Raw genomic sequence first — 19,099 nt, 5'->3', positions numbered from 1 at the left:
TACTATCACCCGGAATGATGCATTGCCATCAGTGAGTAGTGAGTCGATACCTGCCGGTATCTGCGCGGCACCCGGCGCACGGCTTATCAATCACTGAACCGTTTAACAATTATGTTCTTTGGCTTGATTCTGGTTACGTACGCATAGCTTTCAAACGGCGCTCATGAATTATCAAACGCCGAACCGGTGAGGCTATGGCGCCAAAGGTATAGGCGATGCTCAAGCGCAAATCAGCCGGTATGCCGATGATGTGCTGCACCTGTTGAGCGGTGGTTCAAGGCAGCGCCAAAGTGCTGCCCACACATTCCATAACAAAAAGCCCTGACGTTTACGCGTCAGGGCTTTTGTTTTATCGGTGCGACTCGGGCGATTACTGCTGCGCGGCGACCTGCAGTTCAACGCGGCGGCCAGGTATCGCAGCGATCAATTCCTGCGTGTAGGTGGCTTCAGGCCGCTCGAAAACGTCGCTGGCAGGACCTTGTTCGATGGTCTTGCCATGCTTGAGCACCAGTACCTGGTGGGCAACGCTGGCGACCACTGCCAGATCGTGTGAAACCAGCACGTAGGCGATGCCGGATTCGGATTGCAGTTCGACCAGCAAGTCGAGAATCTGGGCCTGCACTGACACGTCCAGTGCCGAAACCGGCTCATCGAGCAGCAGTAGATCCGGTTGCAGGGCCAGCGCTCTGGCAATCGCCACGCGCTGACGCTGGCCACCGGAAAGCTCACGGGGCAGCCGGTCCAGATACGCCACGGGCAAGTGCACTCGCTCAATCAACTGGCGCGCGGCCTGCTCCAGTTCGCGGCCTTTGAGCAGGCCGAACGAGACCAGTGGCTCGACGATGCTTTCGAATAGCGTGAAGCGTGGATCGAGGGCTGCGAAAGGGTTTTGCTGGACCAGCTGGATGCGCCGCCGTAGCGGTCTGAACTCGCGCCAGCCCAGGTCGGTGACATTCTGGCCGTCCAGCAAAACTCGCCCGTGCGTGGGTTTTTCCAGGCCTAGCGCAATGCGCAGCGCAGTACTTTTGCCAGAGCCGGACTCACCGACGATGGCCAGGGTCTGGCCGGGATAAACCTTGAAGTTGACGTCCTGCAATGCCTGGAAGTCTGCTTCTTCACCTTTTACGTAGGGCAGACGATAGGTCTTGCCGATGTTGCTCAGGGTCAGCAGAGGTGTGTCGCTGCTCGCGACCGCGCGCACTGTTGCCGGGCTCTTGCGCTGGCCGAAAGCCGGTGCTGCCGCGATCAGAGCGCGCGTGTAGGTATGGCGAGGCATGATGAGTATCTGTTGCGGCGGGCCTTGCTCGACCAGCTTGCCCTTGTTCATTACCAGCACACGGTCAGCACGATCGGCAGCCACGCCGAGATCGTGGGTAATGATCAGCAGGGAAATGCCACGCTCGGCCACCAGGCGTTGCAGGTGATCGAGGATCTTGCGTTGCACTGTCACGTCCAGAGCGCTGGTGGGCTCATCGGCGATGATCAGGCGAGGGTTGCCCGCCAACGCAATGGCGATCAGCACGCGCTGACGCATGCCACCGGACAGTTCGTGCGGATACTGGCGGGCGCGCAATACCGGCTTGTCCAGACCGACCTGTTGCAGCAACTCCAGCACATCGGCATCCACCGCCGGGTAACGCCGGCCGTGGGCCTGAATCAGTGCTTCGGCAATTTGCCGGCCGATGCGCAGGGTAGGGTTGAGGCCGACCATCGGGTCTTGCGGCACCAGACCGATCACTCGGCCGCGAACCCGACGTTTTTCTCGCTCGGAGGCGTGGCTCAGGTCGTGACCATCGACGTGAAGCTCGCCGCCGGTGATCGTCGCGTTGTCTGGCAACAGGCCGAGTATGGCGTTGGCCAGGGTCGACTTGCCGGACCCGGATTCTCCGACAATTGCCACGGTTTCACCCCTGGCCACCTGAAACGAGACGCCGCTTACGGCCTGGTTGGTCTGGCCGTCGAAACGGTAGGCGACACTCAGATGGCGAATGTCGATCAGTTGAGCGGTATCGGTCATCGTTGAGTCTCTTCCAGAGTGCGGGCGATGTGGTTGAAGCTGAACACTACGCCAACCACGAACAGGCCCGGCAGCAGCGACACCCAGGGTGCGGTCATCAGGAAGTGACGACCGTTGGCGATCAGCGTGCCCCATTCGGCAGCCGGTGGTTCGGCACCGAAGCCGAGGAAACTCAGCCCCGCAGTCGCCAGAATCGCTGCACCGAAATCCAGTGTGGCAAGCACCGCCACTGGGCCCCAGGCGTTGGGCAGAATGTGGCGCAGCAGGGTTCGGGTCCAGCTGGCACCGCCCAGACGCGCCGCTTCGACGTAAGGCAGGGTCTTGACCCGCAGCACTTCGGCACGGGTGGTGCGTGCGAAGCCGGGGATGATCCCTACGCCCACCGCGATGGCCACCGGAATGGTGCCGAAACCGATGGCGGTGACAATCGCCAGCGCCAGTAACAGGCCGGGCAGGGCCAGCAATACATCGATCAGGCGCATGATCACCGCATCGATGCGCCCGCCTGCAAAACCGGAAACCACCCCCAGGCTCAGGCCTCCGGCCATAGCGATGCCCACCGCCAGCAATGCGGCTTGTACCGACAGGCTCGATCCGTGTACCACGCGGGTGTAGAGATCACGGCCCAGTTCGTCGGTGCCGAACCAGTGCGCGGCATTTGGCGCGGTGAGCTTGTCGCTGGGCGAGGTGGCGTAAGGCGCGTAGCTGCTTAGCAGGTTGGGTGCCAGCGCGGCCAGCAATGCGAAGGCGACCATTGCCACAGCGAGCAGAAACCCCGGGCGGCGCAGCAGGGGCCTGGCGGCCTGCACGGCGCGACTCAGGCTGCTGCGTCGCCGCCACTGCGCGGCAGGTGCGTTTTTGCCGGGAAGGTTTTGAGCGGAATCAACAAAGCGGGCCAGGCGCGCAAGGCGGTTGTCGAAGATAGTCATGGCGTCAGGAGACCTTTGGCGTGTGGGCGATGCGCGGATCCAGCGCGGGATACAGCAGGTCAACGATCAGATTGACCACGACGAACGCAGCTGCGGAGACCGCAACGATGGCCAGTACCACCGGGATGTCCTGGCGCAGAACGGCTTCCTGGGCAAGTCTTCCGACCCCGGAGCGGGCGAAAATGGTTTCCACCAGCACTGCGCCGGACACCGTGTTGCCCACTTGCAGGCCGATCAGTGTGAGCAGCGGCAGGGCAGCATTCTTGAACGCATGGCGGGCCTGAACCTGCGCGCGGGTCAGGCCCTTGGCATAAGCGGTGACGATATAGGGCTCTTTCCAGACGCCCTGAAAGCCGCGTTGCAAAACCTGCGCGTACACCGCAGCGCTGGGTATCGCCAGTGTGACGGCGGGCAATATCAGGCTGGAAAAGCCCTGATTGCCGGTCGCTGGAAACCAGCCAAGGCTGAATGCGAACAGCTGAATGAACAACAGGCCCATCCAGAACACCGGTACTGAAAAACCCAGCGACGGCAGCCGGGATAAGGCGACCTTCAACGGCTGCCAGCGCACGTAGGCGGTGAGATAAGCCAGCCCGACGCCACCGATTAGCGACAGAACAATGGCCAGCCCCGCCAGGCTCAGGGTTTGCGGCAGACGTTCGACCAGCAGTTCCGAAACCGGACGATTGAGTGTCAGCGAATTGCCGAAGTCACCCTGAACAGCGCCCCACAGCAGATCGACATATTGCTCGAAGACGCCTCGGTCCAGCCCGTAATAGAGCTTGGCTTGAGCAAGGTCCTGCGCGGACAGGGAGTCGATTTCGACACCTGAGGCGCTGAGCATGATCGACAAGGTATCGCCGGGCAGCAGATACAGGATGAAATAGGTGATGCTGTAGGCACCCCAGAGTACCAGCAGCGCCTGGGCGATCCGGCTGAGGATATAACGGCTCATGGCGTGGCGATCTCGATGTCGTTGAACAGCGCAAAGCCTTCCGCCGTCCAGTGGAAATTGCGTACGTTTTTCGCCGTGGCGGCTTGCCAGACCCGCTCGTAGACCGGGAATGCCGAACCTTCATCGATCAGCAGGTCCTGCAACTCGCCATAGGCCCTGGCGCGCTGTTCGCTTTGCGTCGCGGTAAGCCCGGCGTCGAACAACGCGAGGGCTTTGGGCAGTGTTTGCAGCGCGTAAAGGTTGGTCGCCAGTGTCGAGCTGTTAGCGCTGCGCGGGTCGATGATGGTCTGCAGGATGATCGGGTCGGCGCGGGTCATGTAGTTGTACGTCAGGTCATAATTGCCTGCCGCATTGGCAGCGGCCCATTCGGCGGTGGTCACCACGTTGAGCTTGAGTTCGATGCCCACCTTGCGCAGTTGATCCTGGATCAGTACATCGCCAGCGGTTTCGGCGGGTGACAGGTTGTAGGCCAGCTTCAGGCGTTTGCCGTCCTTGTAGCGATAGCCGTCGGCATTTTTCTGCCAGCCAGCCTGGTCGAGTAAGCGCTCGGCACCCTGAGGATCATAGGCAAGCTTGTCGGCCTGGTTTTTGTAAAACGGTGTAGTGATGTCGAAGACACCGGAGACCACCGGGAACTGCGGGTTGTAGACCGTCGCTGCATAGGTCTTGCGGTCGATTGCCTTTTGCAAAGCCTGGCGCACGTTACGGTCGGCAAGAATGCGATTGCCGCGTGTGTTGGGGTACAGGTTCAGTGCCGGTCCTGGCAGCGACCGGCTTTGAATGGTCGCGCCCCTGGACTTGAACAGGTTGAGATCCACCTCGGAGAACGGGTTGCGCGGCCAGAGAATATCGACCTGCCCCTGAACGAACTGGCCGTTACGTACGCTTTCTTCCGGCACGTAGCTGACCTCGACTGCGTCCAGATGCGCTTCGCCCTTGTTCTGCGCATTGGCCGATGGCCAGGCATAGCCCTTGCGTTTGGTCAGGCGCAAACCGCTTTCCGGGGTATAGCGCTCCAGCACGAATGGCCCGGTGCCAATGATCGCGCCCAAAGAGCGCTCCTTGACGCTGAGCGTGTAAGACTCTGGAGCCAGGATGGCGAGATTGGTGGTTGAGGTGGCTTGCAGAAAGCCCGCATTGGGTTGGGCCAGCACCAGTTTGATGGTGAAGTCGTCCAGCACCTCGGCATGGTCGTAACCTTTGAGGTAAGTGGCGCCGAAGGTGGCTGGCAATTGTGCGGCGAACGACTTGTCCGCGTCGTAGGCCGTCTTCACCGCTTGAGCGTCGAAACGTGTGCCGTTGCTGAAGGTCACGTCCTTGCGCAAGTGAAAGGTGTACTCCAGCGCGTTGTCACTGATTTCCCAGCGCTCCGCCAGCCAGGGAATGATCTTGCCGGTCTGCGGGTCCTGATCGGTCAGGGACTCGGCAATATTGCGCAGCACCACCCGATGCTCCAGCCAGTACACCTGAAAGGGGTCAAGGCTGACCAGCGTGGTGTTGTCTCTGAAGAACGCCACCTTGAGGGTTGTGGCTGCCTGGTTGTCCTGGCCGGAAGGTGAGCAGCCAAGCAGGGTAACGGCTGTGACGACGGTAAACAGCAGGCGCGAGAGGAGCGGGCGCCGGGTCATCGCATTGTGCTCCGAGTCACGAATCCATCTGAGAAAGTCGAAGGTGGTGTACGGCGCATGGAAGGTCCTCTTCAAGTCGAGCACAGTGCTTCAGCACTGATTTCTTAAGACCGTATTCTTATGGTTATGCGCTGTAAAATTCTTTTTTGTTCTAAGCTAATATAGGTTTTTATGATTTATAAAGTTATTAATTATGCTCTATTGGTATTTTATGGTGCATGGCCAATTTCTGTAACGGGTCTGCAGCGCGCCCCGGAAACGACAAAGCCCTCGAGTCAGGAGGGCTTTGTGAGTGCTGTATGGTTCAGTGCATGCGTTCCGGATAAGCCATCACCACGCTTGGTAAGGTGGGCGATGCCCGCCAGGGATTATCTCAGCTCGCCTGAAGAACGCCATTTTGCTTCGCTACGTGTGCTGCCAAGGCATCCATCAGTGCCGGGGAAAGACAGTCGTAGGTTGGCAAACCCATCGTGTTGAAACGTTCGCGAATGCCGTCCATTTCAGCTGGCGGCGTACCCGTTTCAATGACCGACGAGACGAACGCGGCAAAACCGGGCGCAGCCCAGCCTGTCTGAGGAGACAGTTCGGTGTGCACGAAATCCAGACCGTGGAACGCGTGGTTCTGGTTTTCGATGCGACCATACATGTGGGCACCACATTCTTTGCAGGCGTGACGCTGGATGGTAGCGCTTGCATCAATGATGGTCAGTTTGGCTGCGTTGACGGTAACGCTGACTTTGTTGCGATCGACTACCGCGATGACGGCAAACCTGGCGCCCGCTGGTTTCCAGCATTTACTGCAACCGCAGGCGTGGTTATGCAGTGTTTGAGCATCGACTTTGACCTCAACCTTGTCGGTCGGGCAAAGGCACTGCAGAGTGCCGCCTGCAAAGTCGGTAGCAGCGGATTTAATGCCGTTATCCAGCGCAGGGTGAAGTTTTACATCGCTCACAGTGTACCTCCAGCTATAGGGGTGACTTGGAACAGGTTCCATGGCAACTGCCCCGGAACAGTGGACGACATCAGTATTTGATGACGGTGCGGATCGACTTGCCTTCGTGCATCAAGTCAAACGCTTCATTGATGCGCTCCAGGCCCATGGTGTGAGTGACAAAAGGTGCCAGCTCGATCTCGCCTTTCATCGCGTCTTCAACCATCTTAGGCAGTTGGCTACGGCCTTTTACGCCGCCAAACGCCGAGCCTTTCCAGGTACGGCCGGTGACCAGCTGGAAGGGACGGGTCGAGATTTCCTGACCGGCACCGGCGACACCAATGACGATCGATTGGCCCCAGCCGCGGTGGGCACATTCGAGCGCAGCGCGCATCACATGCACGTTACCGATACATTCGAAGGAGTGGTCGACACCCCAGCCAGTCATCTCAATGATCACCTGCTGGATCGGCTGTTCGTGATCTTTTGGATTCACACAGTCGGTAGCGCCAAACGAACGGGCCAGTTCGAACTTGGCAGGGTTGGTGTCGATAGCGATGATGCGTCCTGCCTTGGCCTGACGCGCACCCTGAATCGCCGCCAGACCGATGCCGCCCAGGCCAAATACCGCGACTGTGTCGCCAGGCTGGACTTTGGCCGTGTTGTGCACCGCGCCAATGCCGGTAGTCACGCCGCAGCCGAGCAGGCAGACGTGCTCGGGGTTGGCGTCTGGATTGATCTTCGCGACAGAAACTTCAGCGACAACAGTGTACTCGCTGAAGGTCGAGCAACCCATGTAGTGGTACAGGGGTTGGCCGTTGTAGGAGAAGCGTGAAGTGCCGTCCGGCATCACGCCTTTGCCCTGAGTGGCGCGCACAGCGGTGCACAGGTTGGTTTTGCCCGATTTACAGAACAGGCACTCGCCGCATTCGGCGGTGTACAGCGGAATGACGTGGTCACCGACTTTCACGCTGGTCACGCCTTCGCCTACTTCCATGACGATGCCGGCGCCTTCATGGCCAAGTACTACCGGGAACAGGCCTTCCGGATCATCGCCCGAAAGTGTGAAAGCATCCGTATGGCATACACCGGTATCGGTGATCTTGATCAGCACTTCGCCCTTGCGTGGCGGCTCGACGTCGATCTCGACGATCTGGAGCGGCTTGCCAGGTTCAAATGCAACTGCAGCACGAGACTTCATGTGATTTTCTCCAATTGATGATGCTCGACCCTTGGATCGTTGTCTTTGGGCCGAGCATCGATAGGTGCCTGTCACTGCGTTCTGGAAGATTTCACAGCAAATGCGCCATCACCCAGCAGAGCGAGCACCAGCGCTGTGACGGACAGATAGATCGGATATTCCCAGCCACCGTTAGCATTGGTGAAGCTCCAGCCGTTGCCGAAATGCACGGTGGCGGCGACAAACAGTTGAACAACAGCGATTGCAGCAACCCAGCGGGCGTAGACCCCCAGTACCAGCATCAAACCGCCGATCACTTCGAAGGCCATAACCGGATAGGCAAGGAAGCCTGGAAAGCCAATGGATTCGAAAAAGCCAGCAGTACCTGCCGGAGTAAAGACCAATACTTTGGTCAGGCCGTGGGCGATGAACATGAGGCCCAGTGCCAGACGCAATACAAAAGCGGCGTAAGGTGCGGTGCGTGAATCGATCATGGAAAATTCCTTGTGTTAAATAAGCAGTGGGGTTCAGTTGGAAAGCAAAAGTGTCCGATCCAGCCATTGCGAGAAGTCAGCCAGTTCCTGCGGAATGATCTCGTGGGCCATGTCGTAAAAATGAGTCTGGTGCTGCACTCCGATCCGGCTGAGCCAGGCGTCAGCTTCATGTGCCCAGTCAATCGGCAGTACGTTGTCTTGCTGGCCGTGAGCGATGAAGGCTGAGAGGCCTTGCAACTGATCACGTGGCGCAATCTTTGGCTCGATTTCTCGCAGCATCCGCCCGCTCAGCAGCGCAAAACCTGCCACTAGCTCAGGTCTTGTGACGCCGACGCTTGAGCTCATGATGCCGCCCTGGCTGAACCCGGCGATCACAGTGGGCAGCGGGGGAAGCGCCTGAATAAACCGGATCAATAACTGGCGGCTGGACTCAGCCTGCTCCTGGTTGAAAGAAGGTCCATCGCTGGTGAAGTTGACCTGGTACCAGGCGAAGCCTTGAGGGCCCAGTTGCAGCGGGCCGCGGAGCAACAGAATTTCGATCTCTTCGGGCAGCGACGCGGCCAGACTGGCGAGATTGGCTTCGTTCGATCCTACTCCGTGAAGCAGTAGCAACCGTGCCTTTGGGTTGACAGTGCTACATGCCTTACGGAAAAAAATACCCGACTCGGACTCGCGTGCGGGTTCAGAGAAGTTGATGTTTTGCATGAGGTTATTTCACACCTAGAACGGTTTGAGCTGACTCGAATCGTTCGCTATCAATTGAGGTAAACAGGTAGCTGTCCATTGCCAGAACGCCGTGGGTAATACCGCCGTCCATTACCTGTGTCTGATAACCGTGACCGGCTGCCCCGAGCGCAATAAACAGCGGCAGGAAATGCTCATCGGTCGGATGTGCACGTTCGGCTGAAGGTGCGTACTGCTTGTAGTCGAGCAACTGATCAATGTTTCCTGCCTGCAGGGTCAGGCCGGTCCATGCTGCGAACTGTTTGACGTAGTCGGCGCCGTGGCTTGTTGCGCCGCGGAACTCGTACAGGTTGTGGGTGAGGCTGCCTGACGCCACGATCAATACGTTCATCTCGCGCAGTGGCTTGAGTGCTGCGCCGAGCTGCCAGGCGCTGCGTGTGTCAAGCGTGGCGGGCATGGACACCTGAACGACCGGTATGTCTGCGTCGGGTGCCAGATACATAAGTGGTATCCAGGCACCGTGATCCAGGCCGCGAGCGGAATCGAGCCGCGATTGCCAGCCCGCCGTCTGCAGCAGCTCAACAATATGACTCGCTAACGCTGGTGCGCCCGGAGCCGGGTAGGACAACTTATACAAAGCGCCCGGAAAACCACCAAAGTCATGAATGGTTTCAGGTGCTGTGCTCGACGTAACCCTGACTTCGCCACGGGTCATCCAGTGCGGCGAGACAACCACGATGGCATCAGGTTTTGGCAGCTCACGACCGAGCCTGGCCAGTCTCGGGCCTGCCAGGCCGGGCTCGATGGCGAACGTGGGAGCACCATGAGACACAAACAGCAGGGGGAATGAAGTATTCATGGTGACTGCTCCTGATTGATGATGTGTTGCTTACTTGCTCAGCCAGACCGGAGCGACCGAAGTGCCCAGACCCGCGCCGTAGCCGAGGTAGATGTTGAAACCCGCCAGTGGCTCCAGATAGCGAGCGTTAACCAGGCCGCCAGCGTCCACGGTGTTCCAGCCCAGGCTGCGAGCCAGCGCGATAGCGGTTTGCTTGGCGCGTTCACTGTCGCTGGCGACAAATACGCTGCCGGTCTGGTCGTTGGCGAACTTCGGACCATCGGCGAGCACTTGAGCGAACAGGGTGTTGAACGCTTTCACAACGTTGGCTTGCGGCACAGCCCTCGCGATTTCTTCCGAGGCGCTGGTGACGTGGCCGACGGTCAATGACATGTAGTCGGCGCTCAGCGGGTTGGTGATATCGATCACCACTTTACCGGTCAGGTCACCCAGGCTTTGCAGTGCAGCGGTCGCATCGGCATAGGCGGTGGCCACCACGATCACTTCGCTGTCACCCAACGCTTCGGACGCTACATAAGCGCTGACATTCGCGTGCTGGTCGGCCAGGGCCTGCGCCTTGCTGCTGTCACGGCCAGTGATGCGGACGCTGTGCCCTGCGGCAGAAAGCTGTTTCGCAAAGGCTGAGCCCATGTTGCCGGTACCGATTACTGTGATTTTCATGACTGCCTCTCTCTGAGTTGAGTTGCGTTTCGATGGGCCCAGTTTATAGATTGCCAGGCAGGGATAAATCGGGCTGAATGTGATGAATAGTTCCACTAAGTGAGCCAATCATGGATCGTGCACTGGAAATGCAGGTCTTCTGCACCGTTGTTGATAAGGGCAGTTTTGTCGGGGCAGCCGCGCCACTCGGCATGTCCAAGGCAGCCATCTCGCGTTACGTGAGCACGCTGGAGGAGCGTCTCGGCGCGCGGTTGTTGCACCGCACGACTCGGCGGCTTTCCTTGACGGATGAGGGGCGTCAGTTCTATCACCAGGCCCGTGAGGTGCTGGCCATGATAGATGAGGCAGAGAAGGCTGTATCGTCTGCTTCGCCGGAGGCCAGCGGAGTGCTTCGAGTCAACGCCCCGGTCAGTTTTGGCGTGCTGCACCTGGCTCCGATCTGGGCCGATTTCATGAGCGCCTACCCCAAGGTCGAGCTGGAAATCAGCCTGAGCGATCGGCTGGTGGATCTGGTTGACGAAGGTATTGATGCAGCGGTGCGTATCGCACGCATGGATAATTCGTCGTTGGTAGGCAGACGCCTGGCCAGCACCCGGATGTGCCTGTGTGCGTCGCCTGCGTATCTGGCCGGCCACGCGCCCATTGAAAAACTATCGGATGTGGCAGAGCACGGGGTAGTGGCCTACAGCAACTTTGCCAGTGGCACTGAATGGCAATTCGAGGGGCCCCAAGGCAGTGAAAGTGTGCACACGCGCTCGGTGGTTCGGTGTAATAACGGGGACACCTGCCGCGCCATCACATTGGCCGGTGGTGGCATTTCTTTGCAGCCGAGTTTTATGGTGGCGCAGGATCTACGCCGAGGCGATCTGGTCGAAATACTTCCCGAGTATCAATCGGTCGAGTTGGGGATCTACGTGGTGTATCCAACCCGTAAACATTTACCCGCGAAGGTAAGATCGCTGATCAACTTTCTGGTTGAGCGATTCGCCCATCCAGTATGGGAGCAGTGACAGACCTTTGGAAAAAAAACCGGCTGATATAAGGGGCAGTGAAGGTATCAGCCGGATAAAAGGAGCGCTGTATCAGGAACGTCCGTACACACAGAAACCCGGAAGTACGGCCACCCACCGAATCGCCGTTACTGCAAAAAGCTGCGCAGGTCTGCCGCAAATTTCACTGGATTCTTGAACGCCAGGAAGTGATCGCCTTGCTCGGCTTTGGTGTACACATGAAGTACCGAGTTCCGGATAACCGAGCTCATCCAGTGCTGACTCTCCAGCCAGTCGCTGTACTCACCGGTGAAGATTGCGGTCGGCACATTGATCTTTGACCGAATGACGTCTCGCCAGTCGTTGGTTGTGTGATCGAAAAGCACCTGCCTGGTAAATGCCATGTCATCTTTAAACACCTCTTGTACGAGGCTGATGACGTTATGGAAGTAGGGCGAGTCCATCGCCATCGCTCGCTCGACAACCCGGCTTGCGGAAACCAGCCTGTTGGTGGCGATGCCTTGCGCATAGGATGCAATCATTCGCTCGGGCGACGTGGTGAACGCCCCGGCCTCGAGCCGTTCTTGCTCCGTCCAGTCGGCGTGGCAATAAATCGAGGGTGCCTGGTCAATGATGCTCAGGGTGCGAATGCCTTGCGTGCCAAACAGATCGATGTAGGCCCACATCACCGATGCGCCCATGGACCAGCCGCAGTAGTCGGCCTGCGAAACGCCCAAATGGCCGGCGAACTCCTTCACGTCCATGGCGTACCGTGAAATGCGATTACCGAAGTCGACGCGCTCAGAAAGGCCCTGATTTCTCACGTCCAGCACATACACATGGTAGTGCTGGCTCAGGATGTGCATCAGGTGAAAGTACATTGCGCCGTTGGCAGACCAGCCGGGGATGAAGATCAACGGTTGCCCGGCGCCGGCTTCCCAATAGCCGAGATTAACGCCGTCGCTGGTGGTGAAGCTGCTTATCTTCAGATCAGTAAAGTCGGAGGTACGAAAGGGCTGACCAATGATCTCATGGGGAAAGTAGAAATCTTCATCAAGCAATGCGTTGAGCGATATGGCTTTTAATGGGTATTTCAAGAAGGAACACCTGCAATTAAAAAGGGTGATGGACAGGTCCTGGCATCGCCCCAGGCCTTTGGCAGGCCGTACGGGTTGATCGTTGCCCACGCAGACCAGGCTCGATCATTCCGCGTGCCGCGACCGTTGAAAGGAGGAGGTGGGTCGATGGCGGGACAGCCATCGATCCATGCTTCAGGAAGCAGGCATGCGTCGGTATCAGCCTTTGATCCAGTTGCCATCCGACTGGGCATCAACGGCGATATCGAAGGTCTGAATGTAGCCTGACAACATCCGATAAAAACCAATGACGAGAATGGCATCGCTCAGCTCCTGGAGCGAGAAGTGCTGCAAGGTATGCTTGAACAGCACACCCGGGGCCTTGCCTTTGTCGATAATGGCCTGGCCAAACCGAAGCAGGACGCGCTCGTCCTCTTTGAACGCTGTGGCATCCTCCAGGCAGCCTTCTGCGATGGCGACGAACTGATCAGGACGAACCCCCGCAACTTGAGCGATGGAAACATGCTGTTCCCACTCATAGGCGACGTTCTCATGCGCAGCCAGCAGCAATACCATCATCTCCTTATGATAGTCGGAGAGGGTGAGGTCCCTGAATATTGCGTTGGTCAGGTCGATGACAGGAATAAATGCTCCGGGGCTGTAACCCAGCATTCGAAAGAAGTTGACCTTCGTTGGAAGCTTCTCGAATTTTTCCCGTACCTGATCAGGCAGTTTTGTAAAATCGGGATACTCGATTTCAACTTTGGAACTGATGTTGTCATGCGGGCCGGTCGGGTTGGCCATGGGACGCTCCTTCAGAGTGACCTGGTCGTCGTGATGTCGGGTTTGACAGTGTTGCTTAAGCGATGCGTCGTTCGCACTTTGTGTGCTAGATAAACTCAAGCACTTCGCGAACGGCTTTACGCGGCTTTTGCGGCCAGTTGCTCTCGCCTGGATAACCGACGGTCACCAGCATCACGGGGATTTCAGTAGGTGAAAGATTGAATGCTTCTGCAACCGCCGCTGGGTCGAAGCCGATCATGGGGGTTGAATCAAGGCCTTGGCCTTTAGCTGCAAGCATCAGCGTCATGGCGGCCAGCGAGCCTGAACGGATGGCTTCATCGCGCTGCAGTTGTGGATTTTCAGCGTACATACCCTGAACGGCGCCCACCCACATGTCATAAATGGCCTTGTCGATGACCCCGGCATCCATCGAAGGCTTCAGCGACGCTGCAATCGTTTGATGCGGATTCAGGGTGCCACACACAATAAATGTCACGGCTGAATCCACCACCTTCTTTTGTCCATAGGCCAAGGGCAGCAAACGTGCTTTTGCTTCTTCACTGCGTATGGCCACGAAACGCCAGTTTTGAAGGTTGAAGGCGGACGGCGCATGGGTGGCCAGATCAATCAGATCAGTGATCGCTTGATCTGATAGTTTGCGCTCAGTGTCGTAGTTGTTGGCGGAAAATCGGGACTTGATGAGGTCAGCGATAATAGACATGGTGCTCTCTGTGCCGTAAGGGGGAAACAAGTGCAGCCCCGATTTTTTGCAGTCGAGTCTGCGCAGATCAAATCAATTAGCGGCTGAAGCCGTCGAACGGCGTCATGTACACGGCACCGAACGGATCCAGGCGTTTACGGATCTCGGCATCTGGTGTGCCGTACACAACCAGACTGGTGATGGTGCACAGTTCGAGGAAGCGCTTGCCGAACGGGGCGAAGGTGATGTCTACGTGGCTGACAACGGATTCGACGTTATAGCGCTCAAGGATATGCGCAACGCTTTGATCTTCATTCACGCTGTACTCGTAAACCAGGGTGCCGGGCTCTTTCCGGGTGGCGGCAACGACCTGGGCGATCAGCGCTTTGAACTCGGCAAAGTCGCCGGGTTTGATTGCAAGCGAGAATAAGCAGGAAATATGTGGATGCATGGTGATCTCTTCCACGGTCGGCCCCCAAGGGGGACAGGTGAGGATGCAACGCTGATCCAGTCGTTGCATTTATGCAGTCTGCAGGTTCAGGGCGTGGCGGGAGTTTCACCGAACAATTTGCCCGCACCTGCCCAATCCGACGGTGCTACGTCTTCGAAAATGACGTAGATGTATTCGGCAGGAGTCCCCGTGTTTTTGACGATGCTTTCGGTGATTTCAGCAGCTACGGCGGCTTTCTGAGCATGCTCTTTACCTTCGAACCAGCTGACGCGTACGACGGGCATGATGTATTCCTGTTTGGGATTGAAAACTCGGTCTGATGTGATCAGCCAGAGACATACCGCCATGCTAGGGTAGAAGTGTCTGGCGATAAACTGCCTGAAACTCTAAAGTGGGTAGAGTTATTGTCTACTTTTCAGGGCGGTTATGATTCCCATAGACTCGTTCCAAGGCGTCATCACCTTTGTGGTGGCAGCGCGTTCGAATAGCTTTACCGAGGCAGCCGGGCGACTGGGTATTTCGAAATCGGCCGTCGGCAAATCCATAGCCCGCCTTGAAGCGCGACTGGGCGTCCAGCTGTTTCATCGCTCTACCCGTCGAATATCTCTGACTGCTGATGGCGATGCCTATTTCATCGCCTGCTCGAACGCGCTCGAAGAAATCGGTGCGGCTGAAAGCGGATTGGCTCCGGGAACCCGCGAACCGTCCGGACGATTGCGCATCGATATACCCGTGGCATTCGGGCGCCGGGTTGTCGCCCCGTTGTTATTTGAAATCGCTAACAAGTATCCCGCGCTGCAGTTGAATATGACTTTTTCTGACCACTTGGTCGATCCGATTGAAGAGGGGATCGACCTGCTGGTTCGTTTTGGAGAACTCAAGGATACCAGCGGCCTTGTTGCTCGCCGGCTTGCGCGACAACGCTGGGCTATTTGCGCCGCGCCGATTTATCTCGCCCGTTTTGGCGTACCTGACACCCTGGAAGATCTGAATCGTCACCATTGCATCGTCGGCCATCGACGGGGCCAACCACTCTCCTGGCGAGTCAATGAAGGTCAGGAAACCGTTCGCTACGCGCCACCTTCCGCACATCAGATCGGCGATGGCGAGGCCATGATCCTGGCAGCCGTCGCCGGCGTCGGCCTGTGCCAGATGCCGCGCTGCCTGTTCAAGGACGACATTGACGCGGGCCGACTGGTTGAGGTGCTTGCAGGCTATGAACCAGAGCCCGTTGAAGTACATGCCGTATGGCCCAGGGTTTCTCACTTGCGGCCCAAGGTGAGGTATGTGGTTGATGAGCTGGTGCGGTTGTGTGAGCACTGGCAGTAGCGTCTTCGCGAAGACATTCCAGCCAGGCAGACGCCCTGCATCACCTCGGGCCAATCCGGTTTTGCAGAACCCGCTACCGCCAATTCATGGAGCCCCACGCATACTGATTGGGCAAGTGTTCATTCCACTTGATACTGGCACGTGACGGGTATGGGGCGCCCAGGCAGGCACCTTTTTCGCGCTATGTTTATGCGAAAAAGGTATTAAATTTATACAAAACAGAAGGTTAAGCTATATATCAATACGTAAGTTCAAGGCCCCGCCTGATGTGTTTTCTGTCCGTTTATCCCGATGTGGAAGGCCAGCAATGACCTTCGATTACGCATTTGCCATTTCCACCTTGCCTGCTTTCCTCAAAGCCATTGGTGTCACCCTCCAGGTGGGGCTGATTGCAATTCTGACCTCACTGACGGTGGCGGTTGTCAACGCGGCGATTGCTACGTTCAAGGTGCCGGTCCTGCACCGTCTGGTGCCGGTTTATGTTGAGCTGGCACGCAACACGCCGTTGCTGATTCAACTGTTCTTCATCTATTTCGCCTTGCCGACGCTGGGGATTCGCGTGTCGGGTTTCGCGTCGGCAGTGATTGCCATGACCTTTCTCGGCGGTGCTTACCTGACCGAGATTCTGCGCGCCGGCATAGAGGCGGTGCCCAAGACACAGATCGAGTCGGGGTTGTCCATCGGCCTGTCCCGCTGGCAGTTACTGCGCCACGTGATTCTGCCGCAGGCGGGCATCCTCAGCCTGCCGGCACTGTTCGCCAATTTCGTCTTTCTGCTCAAGGAGACCACCGTGGTCTCGGCTGTCGCGGTGCCGGAAATTCTCTACACCACCAAGAGCTACATTGCCCTGTATTACAAAACCTACGAGATGCTCGCGGTGATGACCGGCCTGTGTGTGTTGCTGTTCCTGCCGTTGTCTTTGTTGCTCGGTCTTCTGGAAAGGAGGCTCCAGCATGGCCAGTTCGGATCTTGAGTTGTTGTGGGTGTCTGCGCCGCAGTTGATCACGGGGGCAGGGCGCACATTAGGGATTTCACTGTTGGCAATTGTCTTCAGCAGTATTGGCGGCGTGGGTTACGGCGTGCTGCGCAGCCTTGGCAAACGCTGGCTGGAGGTGCCGTTGCGGATCTATCTGGAGCTGTTCCGGGCGATTCCGGTGCTGGTCTGGCTGTACTTGTTCTTCTTCGGGTTGCCGATTTTCCTTGGCGTGAGTATTCCAGCGTTCTGGTGCGCAGTGCTGGTGCTTTCTTTGTGGGGGGCCAGCGAGGTCGGTGAGGTGGTGCGCGGCGGGTTGCGTTCGATTCCTCGCGGGCAACGCGAAGCAGGCCTGGCAATCGGCCTTGGTCTCGGCCAGTTGTATGGTCGCGTGCTGCTGCCACAGGCACTCAAGCGACTGACGCCGCCGGTGATCAATGTCTATACGCGGCTGATCAAGACCAGCTCGCTCGCCGTCCTGATCGGAGTCGTGGACGTGACCAAGGTCGGCCAGCAGATCATCGAGCGCACGTACGAGTCGGTGCTGATCTACGGCTTTCTGTTTCTATTCTTTTTTATCGTTTGTTATCCGCTGTCGGCCGCCTCGCGTGTGCTTGAACGGCGCTGGAATCACGCATGAGCACATTGATCGAACTGTCCGGTTTCAGCAAAAACTTCGGTGACACTCCGGTGCTCCGAGACATCGACCTGAGCGTGAAAGAGGGCGAAGTCGTGGTGATTCTCGGCCCCAGCGGGTGTGGCAAGAGCACCTTGCTGCGCTGCCTCAACGGCCTCGAGCTCGGTCATGCCGGCAGCCTGCACTTTGCCGGCAAGGCGCTGCCCGCCAACGCCGACTGGCGGCTGGTCAGGCAACAAATCGGCATGGTTTTTCAGAGCTATCACCTGTTTCCGCACATGACCGTACTCGACAACATTCTGCTCGGCCCGTTGCGCGTGCAAAAACGAAGTGCAGCCGAGGCTCGTCAGCAGGCCGAGGCGTTACTGCAGCGGGTGGGCCTGGCGGACAAGCGTGACGCCTATCCGCGCGAGCTGTCCGGCGGCCAGCAGCAGCGTATCGCTATCGTGCGCGCGCTGTGCATGAACCCAAAAGTCATGCTGTTCGATGAAGTGACCGCAGCCCTCGATCCGGAGATGGTCAAGGAAGTGCTGGAAGTGATCCTCGACCTCGCCCAAGGCGGCATGACCATGCTCATCGTCACTCATGAAATGGCCTTCGCCCGAGCGGTGGCCGACCGAATCCTGTTCATGGACCGCGGCCGGATCGCGGAACAGAACGACCCCGAAACTTTCTTCAGCGCCCCGCAGACCGCACGCGCGCAGCAGTTCCTGGAGAGGTTCTCCTACGTGGAAAACATGCCAAAAAGGAAAGCATCGTGAGCTTCAAGACTGCCCTCGTATTACCGTTGATTGCCTTCACCCTGCTGGCCGGTTGCGACAAGCCTGCCGAACAGAAGCCCGTGGCCAAGGCTGCCCCTTCACCGTCCAGCAGCTACCTGGAAACCATCAAGGCCCGTGACAAGCTGATTGTCGGCGTGTTCAGCGATAAACCGCCTTTTGGCTTCGTCAACGAGCAGGGCCAGTACGTCGGTTTCGACACTGACCTGGGCAAGCGTTTCGCCAAGGACCTGCTGGGCGACGAGAAGAAGGTCGAGTTCGTGGTGGTTGAACCCGCCAGCCGCATACCGTTTCTGCAGAGTGACAAGGTAGATTTGATTCTGGCCAACATGACCGTCACGCCGGAACGTCGGCAGGCGGTGGATTTCACCCATCCGAATCTGCGTGTTGCAGTCCAGGCGCTGGTGCCGCAAGCCAGCCCGGTCAAGACCCTGGACGATCTGGCGAGCAAGACCACCATCGTCACCACCGGCACCACCGCTGATATCTGGCTGACGAAAAATCACCCTGACTGGAAAGTGCTGAAGTTCGAGAAAAACTCCGAGTCGCTGCAGGCGCTGGCCAATGGTCGTGGCGATGCATATGCGCAGGACAATCTGGTGCTGTTCAGCTGGGCGAAGAAAAACCCCGGCTACCGCGTGCTGGAGCAGAAACTCGGTGACGAAGCGCCAATCGCCCCTGCAGTCAAAAAAGGCAATATCGAGCTGCGCGACTGGGTCAATACCGAACTGGCCAGACTGGGCGAAGAGAAATACCTGCTCAAGCTCTACGACCAGTATGTACGCCCGGAACTTGCCGAGGGCACAGACCCCAACGCGGTCATCGTCGAAGGCGGAAGCTGGAAGCCTTGATGGCAGAGGCCTGACGGTATTGACTGAATGGCGAACCGGCTCAATGCCGGTTCGTTTTCCTGCATAAGCGGCAATCGCACTGGTTACGCCGAACAAGCTTACGATTCAAGCTGAAACCGCAGGGCTGGCCAGCATGACCGGGCCCAGCCAACTTCCTTCCTTCGTCGTACACCGCAACCTGTCGAACACACCCG

21 protein-coding genes are annotated in these 19,099 nt (G+C 58.0%); 6 read left to right on the top strand and 15 right to left on the bottom strand.

Annotated elements, in window-relative coordinates; translation table 11 throughout:
- Positions 1-370: 370 nt before the first annotated feature.
- The 10 genes from RGM3321_RS17520 to RGM3321_RS17475 all read right to left on the bottom strand — a co-directional run bounded on the left by RGM3321_RS17520 (position 371) and on the right by RGM3321_RS17475 (position 10,337).
- Positions 371-2,017 (bottom strand): ABC transporter ATP-binding protein, encoded by a 1,647-nt coding sequence (locus RGM3321_RS17520; RefSeq protein WP_244394116.1) that lies wholly within the window; start codon positions 2,015-2,017, stop codon positions 371-373.
- Positions 2,014-2,946 carry an ABC transporter permease gene (locus RGM3321_RS17515; protein WP_244394115.1) on the bottom strand — a complete coding sequence of 311 codons (933 nt, stop codon included), beginning with the start codon at positions 2,944-2,946 and terminating at the stop codon, positions 2,014-2,016. Before RGM3321_RS17515 ends, RGM3321_RS17520 begins: the two co-directional genes overlap by 4 nt.
- 4 nt (positions 2,947-2,950) lie before the next feature.
- Positions 2,951-3,901: an ABC transporter permease gene (locus RGM3321_RS17510; protein ID WP_244394114.1), complete on the bottom strand. Its 951-nt coding sequence runs from the start codon at positions 3,899-3,901 to the stop codon at positions 2,951-2,953.
- On the bottom strand, positions 3,898-5,529 hold the full coding sequence (locus tag RGM3321_RS17505; RefSeq protein ID WP_244394113.1) for an ABC transporter substrate-binding protein: 1,632 nt from the start codon (positions 5,527-5,529) through the stop codon (positions 3,898-3,900). The genes RGM3321_RS17510 and RGM3321_RS17505 overlap by 4 nt, the downstream gene beginning before the upstream one ends.
- A 373-nt stretch (positions 5,530-5,902) precedes the next feature.
- Positions 5,903-6,481, bottom strand: a complete 579-nt coding sequence (gfa, locus tag RGM3321_RS17500) for an S-(hydroxymethyl)glutathione synthase (protein ID WP_244394112.1) — start codon at positions 6,479-6,481, stop codon at positions 5,903-5,905.
- A gap of 70 nt (positions 6,482-6,551) precedes the next feature.
- Positions 6,552-7,661 (bottom strand): S-(hydroxymethyl)glutathione dehydrogenase/class III alcohol dehydrogenase, encoded by a 1,110-nt coding sequence (locus RGM3321_RS17495; RefSeq protein WP_244394111.1) that lies wholly within the window; start codon positions 7,659-7,661, stop codon positions 6,552-6,554.
- Positions 7,662-7,732: 71 nt separating this feature from the next.
- Positions 7,733-8,134 carry a DoxX family protein gene (locus RGM3321_RS17490; RefSeq protein ID WP_003400759.1) on the bottom strand — a complete coding sequence of 134 codons (402 nt, stop codon included), beginning with the start codon at positions 8,132-8,134 and terminating at the stop codon, positions 7,733-7,735.
- A 33-nt stretch (positions 8,135-8,167) separates the two neighbouring features.
- Positions 8,168-8,839, bottom strand: a complete 672-nt coding sequence (locus RGM3321_RS17485) for a phospholipase (RefSeq protein ID WP_244394110.1) — start codon at positions 8,837-8,839, stop codon at positions 8,168-8,170.
- A 4-nt stretch (positions 8,840-8,843) separates the two neighbouring features.
- On the bottom strand, positions 8,844-9,677 hold the full coding sequence (locus RGM3321_RS17480; RefSeq protein ID WP_244394109.1) for a class III extradiol ring-cleavage dioxygenase: 834 nt from the start codon (positions 9,675-9,677) through the stop codon (positions 8,844-8,846).
- 30 nt (positions 9,678-9,707) lie between these two features.
- On the bottom strand, positions 9,708-10,337 hold the full coding sequence (locus tag RGM3321_RS17475) for an NAD(P)-binding domain-containing protein (protein ID WP_244394108.1): 630 nt from the start codon (positions 10,335-10,337) through the stop codon (positions 9,708-9,710).
- A gap of 110 nt (positions 10,338-10,447) precedes the next feature.
- Here RGM3321_RS17475 and RGM3321_RS17470 point away from each other — a divergent pair, with 110 nt between their 5' ends.
- Positions 10,448-11,347: a LysR family transcriptional regulator gene (locus tag RGM3321_RS17470; RefSeq protein WP_244394107.1), complete on the top strand. Its 900-nt coding sequence runs from the start codon at positions 10,448-10,450 to the stop codon at positions 11,345-11,347.
- A 128-nt stretch (positions 11,348-11,475) separates the two neighbouring features.
- Here the strand turns inward: RGM3321_RS17470 and RGM3321_RS17465 are convergent, their stop codons facing one another.
- The 5 genes from RGM3321_RS17465 to RGM3321_RS17445 all read right to left on the bottom strand — a co-directional run bounded on the left by RGM3321_RS17465 (position 11,476) and on the right by RGM3321_RS17445 (position 14,620).
- Positions 11,476-12,423: an alpha/beta hydrolase gene (locus RGM3321_RS17465; protein ID WP_244394249.1), complete on the bottom strand. Its 948-nt coding sequence runs from the start codon at positions 12,421-12,423 to the stop codon at positions 11,476-11,478.
- Between the two features lie 198 nt (positions 12,424-12,621).
- Positions 12,622-13,206, bottom strand: coding sequence for a hypothetical protein (locus RGM3321_RS17460; RefSeq protein WP_011268111.1), 585 nt, complete (start codon positions 13,204-13,206; stop codon positions 12,622-12,624).
- A gap of 85 nt (positions 13,207-13,291) precedes the next feature.
- Positions 13,292-13,906: a nitroreductase family protein gene (locus tag RGM3321_RS17455; RefSeq protein WP_244394106.1), complete on the bottom strand. Its 615-nt coding sequence runs from the start codon at positions 13,904-13,906 to the stop codon at positions 13,292-13,294.
- A 76-nt stretch (positions 13,907-13,982) separates the two neighbouring features.
- Positions 13,983-14,336 (bottom strand): antibiotic biosynthesis monooxygenase, encoded by a 354-nt coding sequence (locus RGM3321_RS17450; protein ID WP_003400769.1) that lies wholly within the window; start codon positions 14,334-14,336, stop codon positions 13,983-13,985.
- Between the two features lie 86 nt (positions 14,337-14,422).
- On the bottom strand, positions 14,423-14,620 hold the full coding sequence (locus RGM3321_RS17445) for a 4-oxalocrotonate tautomerase family protein (protein ID WP_003400770.1): 198 nt from the start codon (positions 14,618-14,620) through the stop codon (positions 14,423-14,425).
- A gap of 142 nt (positions 14,621-14,762) precedes the next feature.
- Between RGM3321_RS17445 and RGM3321_RS17440 the strand changes: the two genes are divergently transcribed.
- The 5 genes from RGM3321_RS17440 (at position 14,763) to RGM3321_RS17420 (ending at position 18,905) form a co-directional block, all read left to right on the top strand.
- The gene (locus RGM3321_RS17440) at positions 14,763-15,665 is read left to right on the top strand and encodes a LysR family transcriptional regulator (protein ID WP_244394105.1); all 903 of its coding nucleotides are present in this window, start codon (positions 14,763-14,765) and stop codon (positions 15,663-15,665) included.
- 307 nt (positions 15,666-15,972) lie between these two features.
- Positions 15,973-16,638, top strand: coding sequence for an amino acid ABC transporter permease (locus tag RGM3321_RS17435; protein WP_011268107.1), 666 nt, complete (start codon positions 15,973-15,975; stop codon positions 16,636-16,638).
- Positions 16,619-17,278 (top strand): amino acid ABC transporter permease, encoded by a 660-nt coding sequence (locus RGM3321_RS17430; RefSeq protein ID WP_244394104.1) that lies wholly within the window; start codon positions 16,619-16,621, stop codon positions 17,276-17,278. The genes RGM3321_RS17435 and RGM3321_RS17430 overlap by 20 nt, the downstream gene beginning before the upstream one ends.
- The gene (locus RGM3321_RS17425) at positions 17,275-18,036 is read left to right on the top strand and encodes an amino acid ABC transporter ATP-binding protein (protein WP_244394103.1); all 762 of its coding nucleotides are present in this window, start codon (positions 17,275-17,277) and stop codon (positions 18,034-18,036) included. The genes RGM3321_RS17430 and RGM3321_RS17425 overlap by 4 nt, the downstream gene beginning before the upstream one ends.
- Positions 18,033-18,905, top strand: coding sequence for a transporter substrate-binding domain-containing protein (locus RGM3321_RS17420; RefSeq protein ID WP_244394102.1), 873 nt, complete (start codon positions 18,033-18,035; stop codon positions 18,903-18,905). Before RGM3321_RS17425 ends, RGM3321_RS17420 begins: the two co-directional genes overlap by 4 nt.
- Positions 18,906-19,099: the final 194 nt, after the last annotated feature.

It is taken from the genome of Pseudomonas sp. RGM 3321 (assembly GCF_022836805.1).
GTDB lineage: Bacteria > Pseudomonadota > Gammaproteobacteria > Pseudomonadales > Pseudomonadaceae > Aquipseudomonas.
This window is presented reverse-complemented; position numbering and strand designations above follow the sequence as displayed.

Coding starts and splice junctions, on each gene's coding strand:
- RGM3321_RS17520 (WP_244394116.1), bottom strand. CDS start 2,017: ATGACCGATACCGCTCAACTGATCGACATTCGCCATCTGAGTGTCGCC.
- RGM3321_RS17515 (WP_244394115.1), bottom strand. CDS start 2,946: ATGACTATCTTCGACAACCGCCTTGCGCGCCTGGCCCGCTTTGTTGAT.
- RGM3321_RS17510 (WP_244394114.1), bottom strand. CDS start 3,901: ATGAGCCGTTATATCCTCAGCCGGATCGCCCAGGCGCTGCTGGTACTC.
- RGM3321_RS17505 (WP_244394113.1), bottom strand. CDS start 5,529: ATGACCCGGCGCCCGCTCCTCTCGCGCCTGCTGTTTACCGTCGTCACA.
- RGM3321_RS17495 (WP_244394111.1), bottom strand. CDS start 7,661: ATGAAGTCTCGTGCTGCAGTTGCATTTGAACCTGGCAAGCCGCTCCAG.
- RGM3321_RS17490 (WP_003400759.1), bottom strand. CDS start 8,134: ATGATCGATTCACGCACCGCACCTTACGCCGCTTTTGTATTGCGTCTG.
- RGM3321_RS17485 (WP_244394110.1), bottom strand. CDS start 8,839: ATGCAAAACATCAACTTCTCTGAACCCGCACGCGAGTCCGAGTCGGGT.
- RGM3321_RS17480 (WP_244394109.1), bottom strand. CDS start 9,677: ATGAATACTTCATTCCCCCTGCTGTTTGTGTCTCATGGTGCTCCCACG.
- RGM3321_RS17475 (WP_244394108.1), bottom strand. CDS start 10,337: ATGAAAATCACAGTAATCGGTACCGGCAACATGGGCTCAGCCTTTGCG.
- RGM3321_RS17470 (WP_244394107.1), top strand. CDS start 10,448: ATGGATCGTGCACTGGAAATGCAGGTCTTCTGCACCGTTGTTGATAAG.
- RGM3321_RS17460 (WP_011268111.1), bottom strand. CDS start 13,206: ATGGCCAACCCGACCGGCCCGCATGACAACATCAGTTCCAAAGTTGAA.
- RGM3321_RS17455 (WP_244394106.1), bottom strand. CDS start 13,906: ATGTCTATTATCGCTGACCTCATCAAGTCCCGATTTTCCGCCAACAAC.
- RGM3321_RS17450 (WP_003400769.1), bottom strand. CDS start 14,336: ATGCATCCACATATTTCCTGCTTATTCTCGCTTGCAATCAAACCCGGC.
- RGM3321_RS17445 (WP_003400770.1), bottom strand. CDS start 14,620: ATGCCCGTCGTACGCGTCAGCTGGTTCGAAGGTAAAGAGCATGCTCAG.
- RGM3321_RS17440 (WP_244394105.1), top strand. CDS start 14,763: ATGATTCCCATAGACTCGTTCCAAGGCGTCATCACCTTTGTGGTGGCA.
- RGM3321_RS17435 (WP_011268107.1), top strand. CDS start 15,973: ATGACCTTCGATTACGCATTTGCCATTTCCACCTTGCCTGCTTTCCTC.
- RGM3321_RS17430 (WP_244394104.1), top strand. CDS start 16,619: ATGGCCAGTTCGGATCTTGAGTTGTTGTGGGTGTCTGCGCCGCAGTTG.
- RGM3321_RS17425 (WP_244394103.1), top strand. CDS start 17,275: ATGAGCACATTGATCGAACTGTCCGGTTTCAGCAAAAACTTCGGTGAC.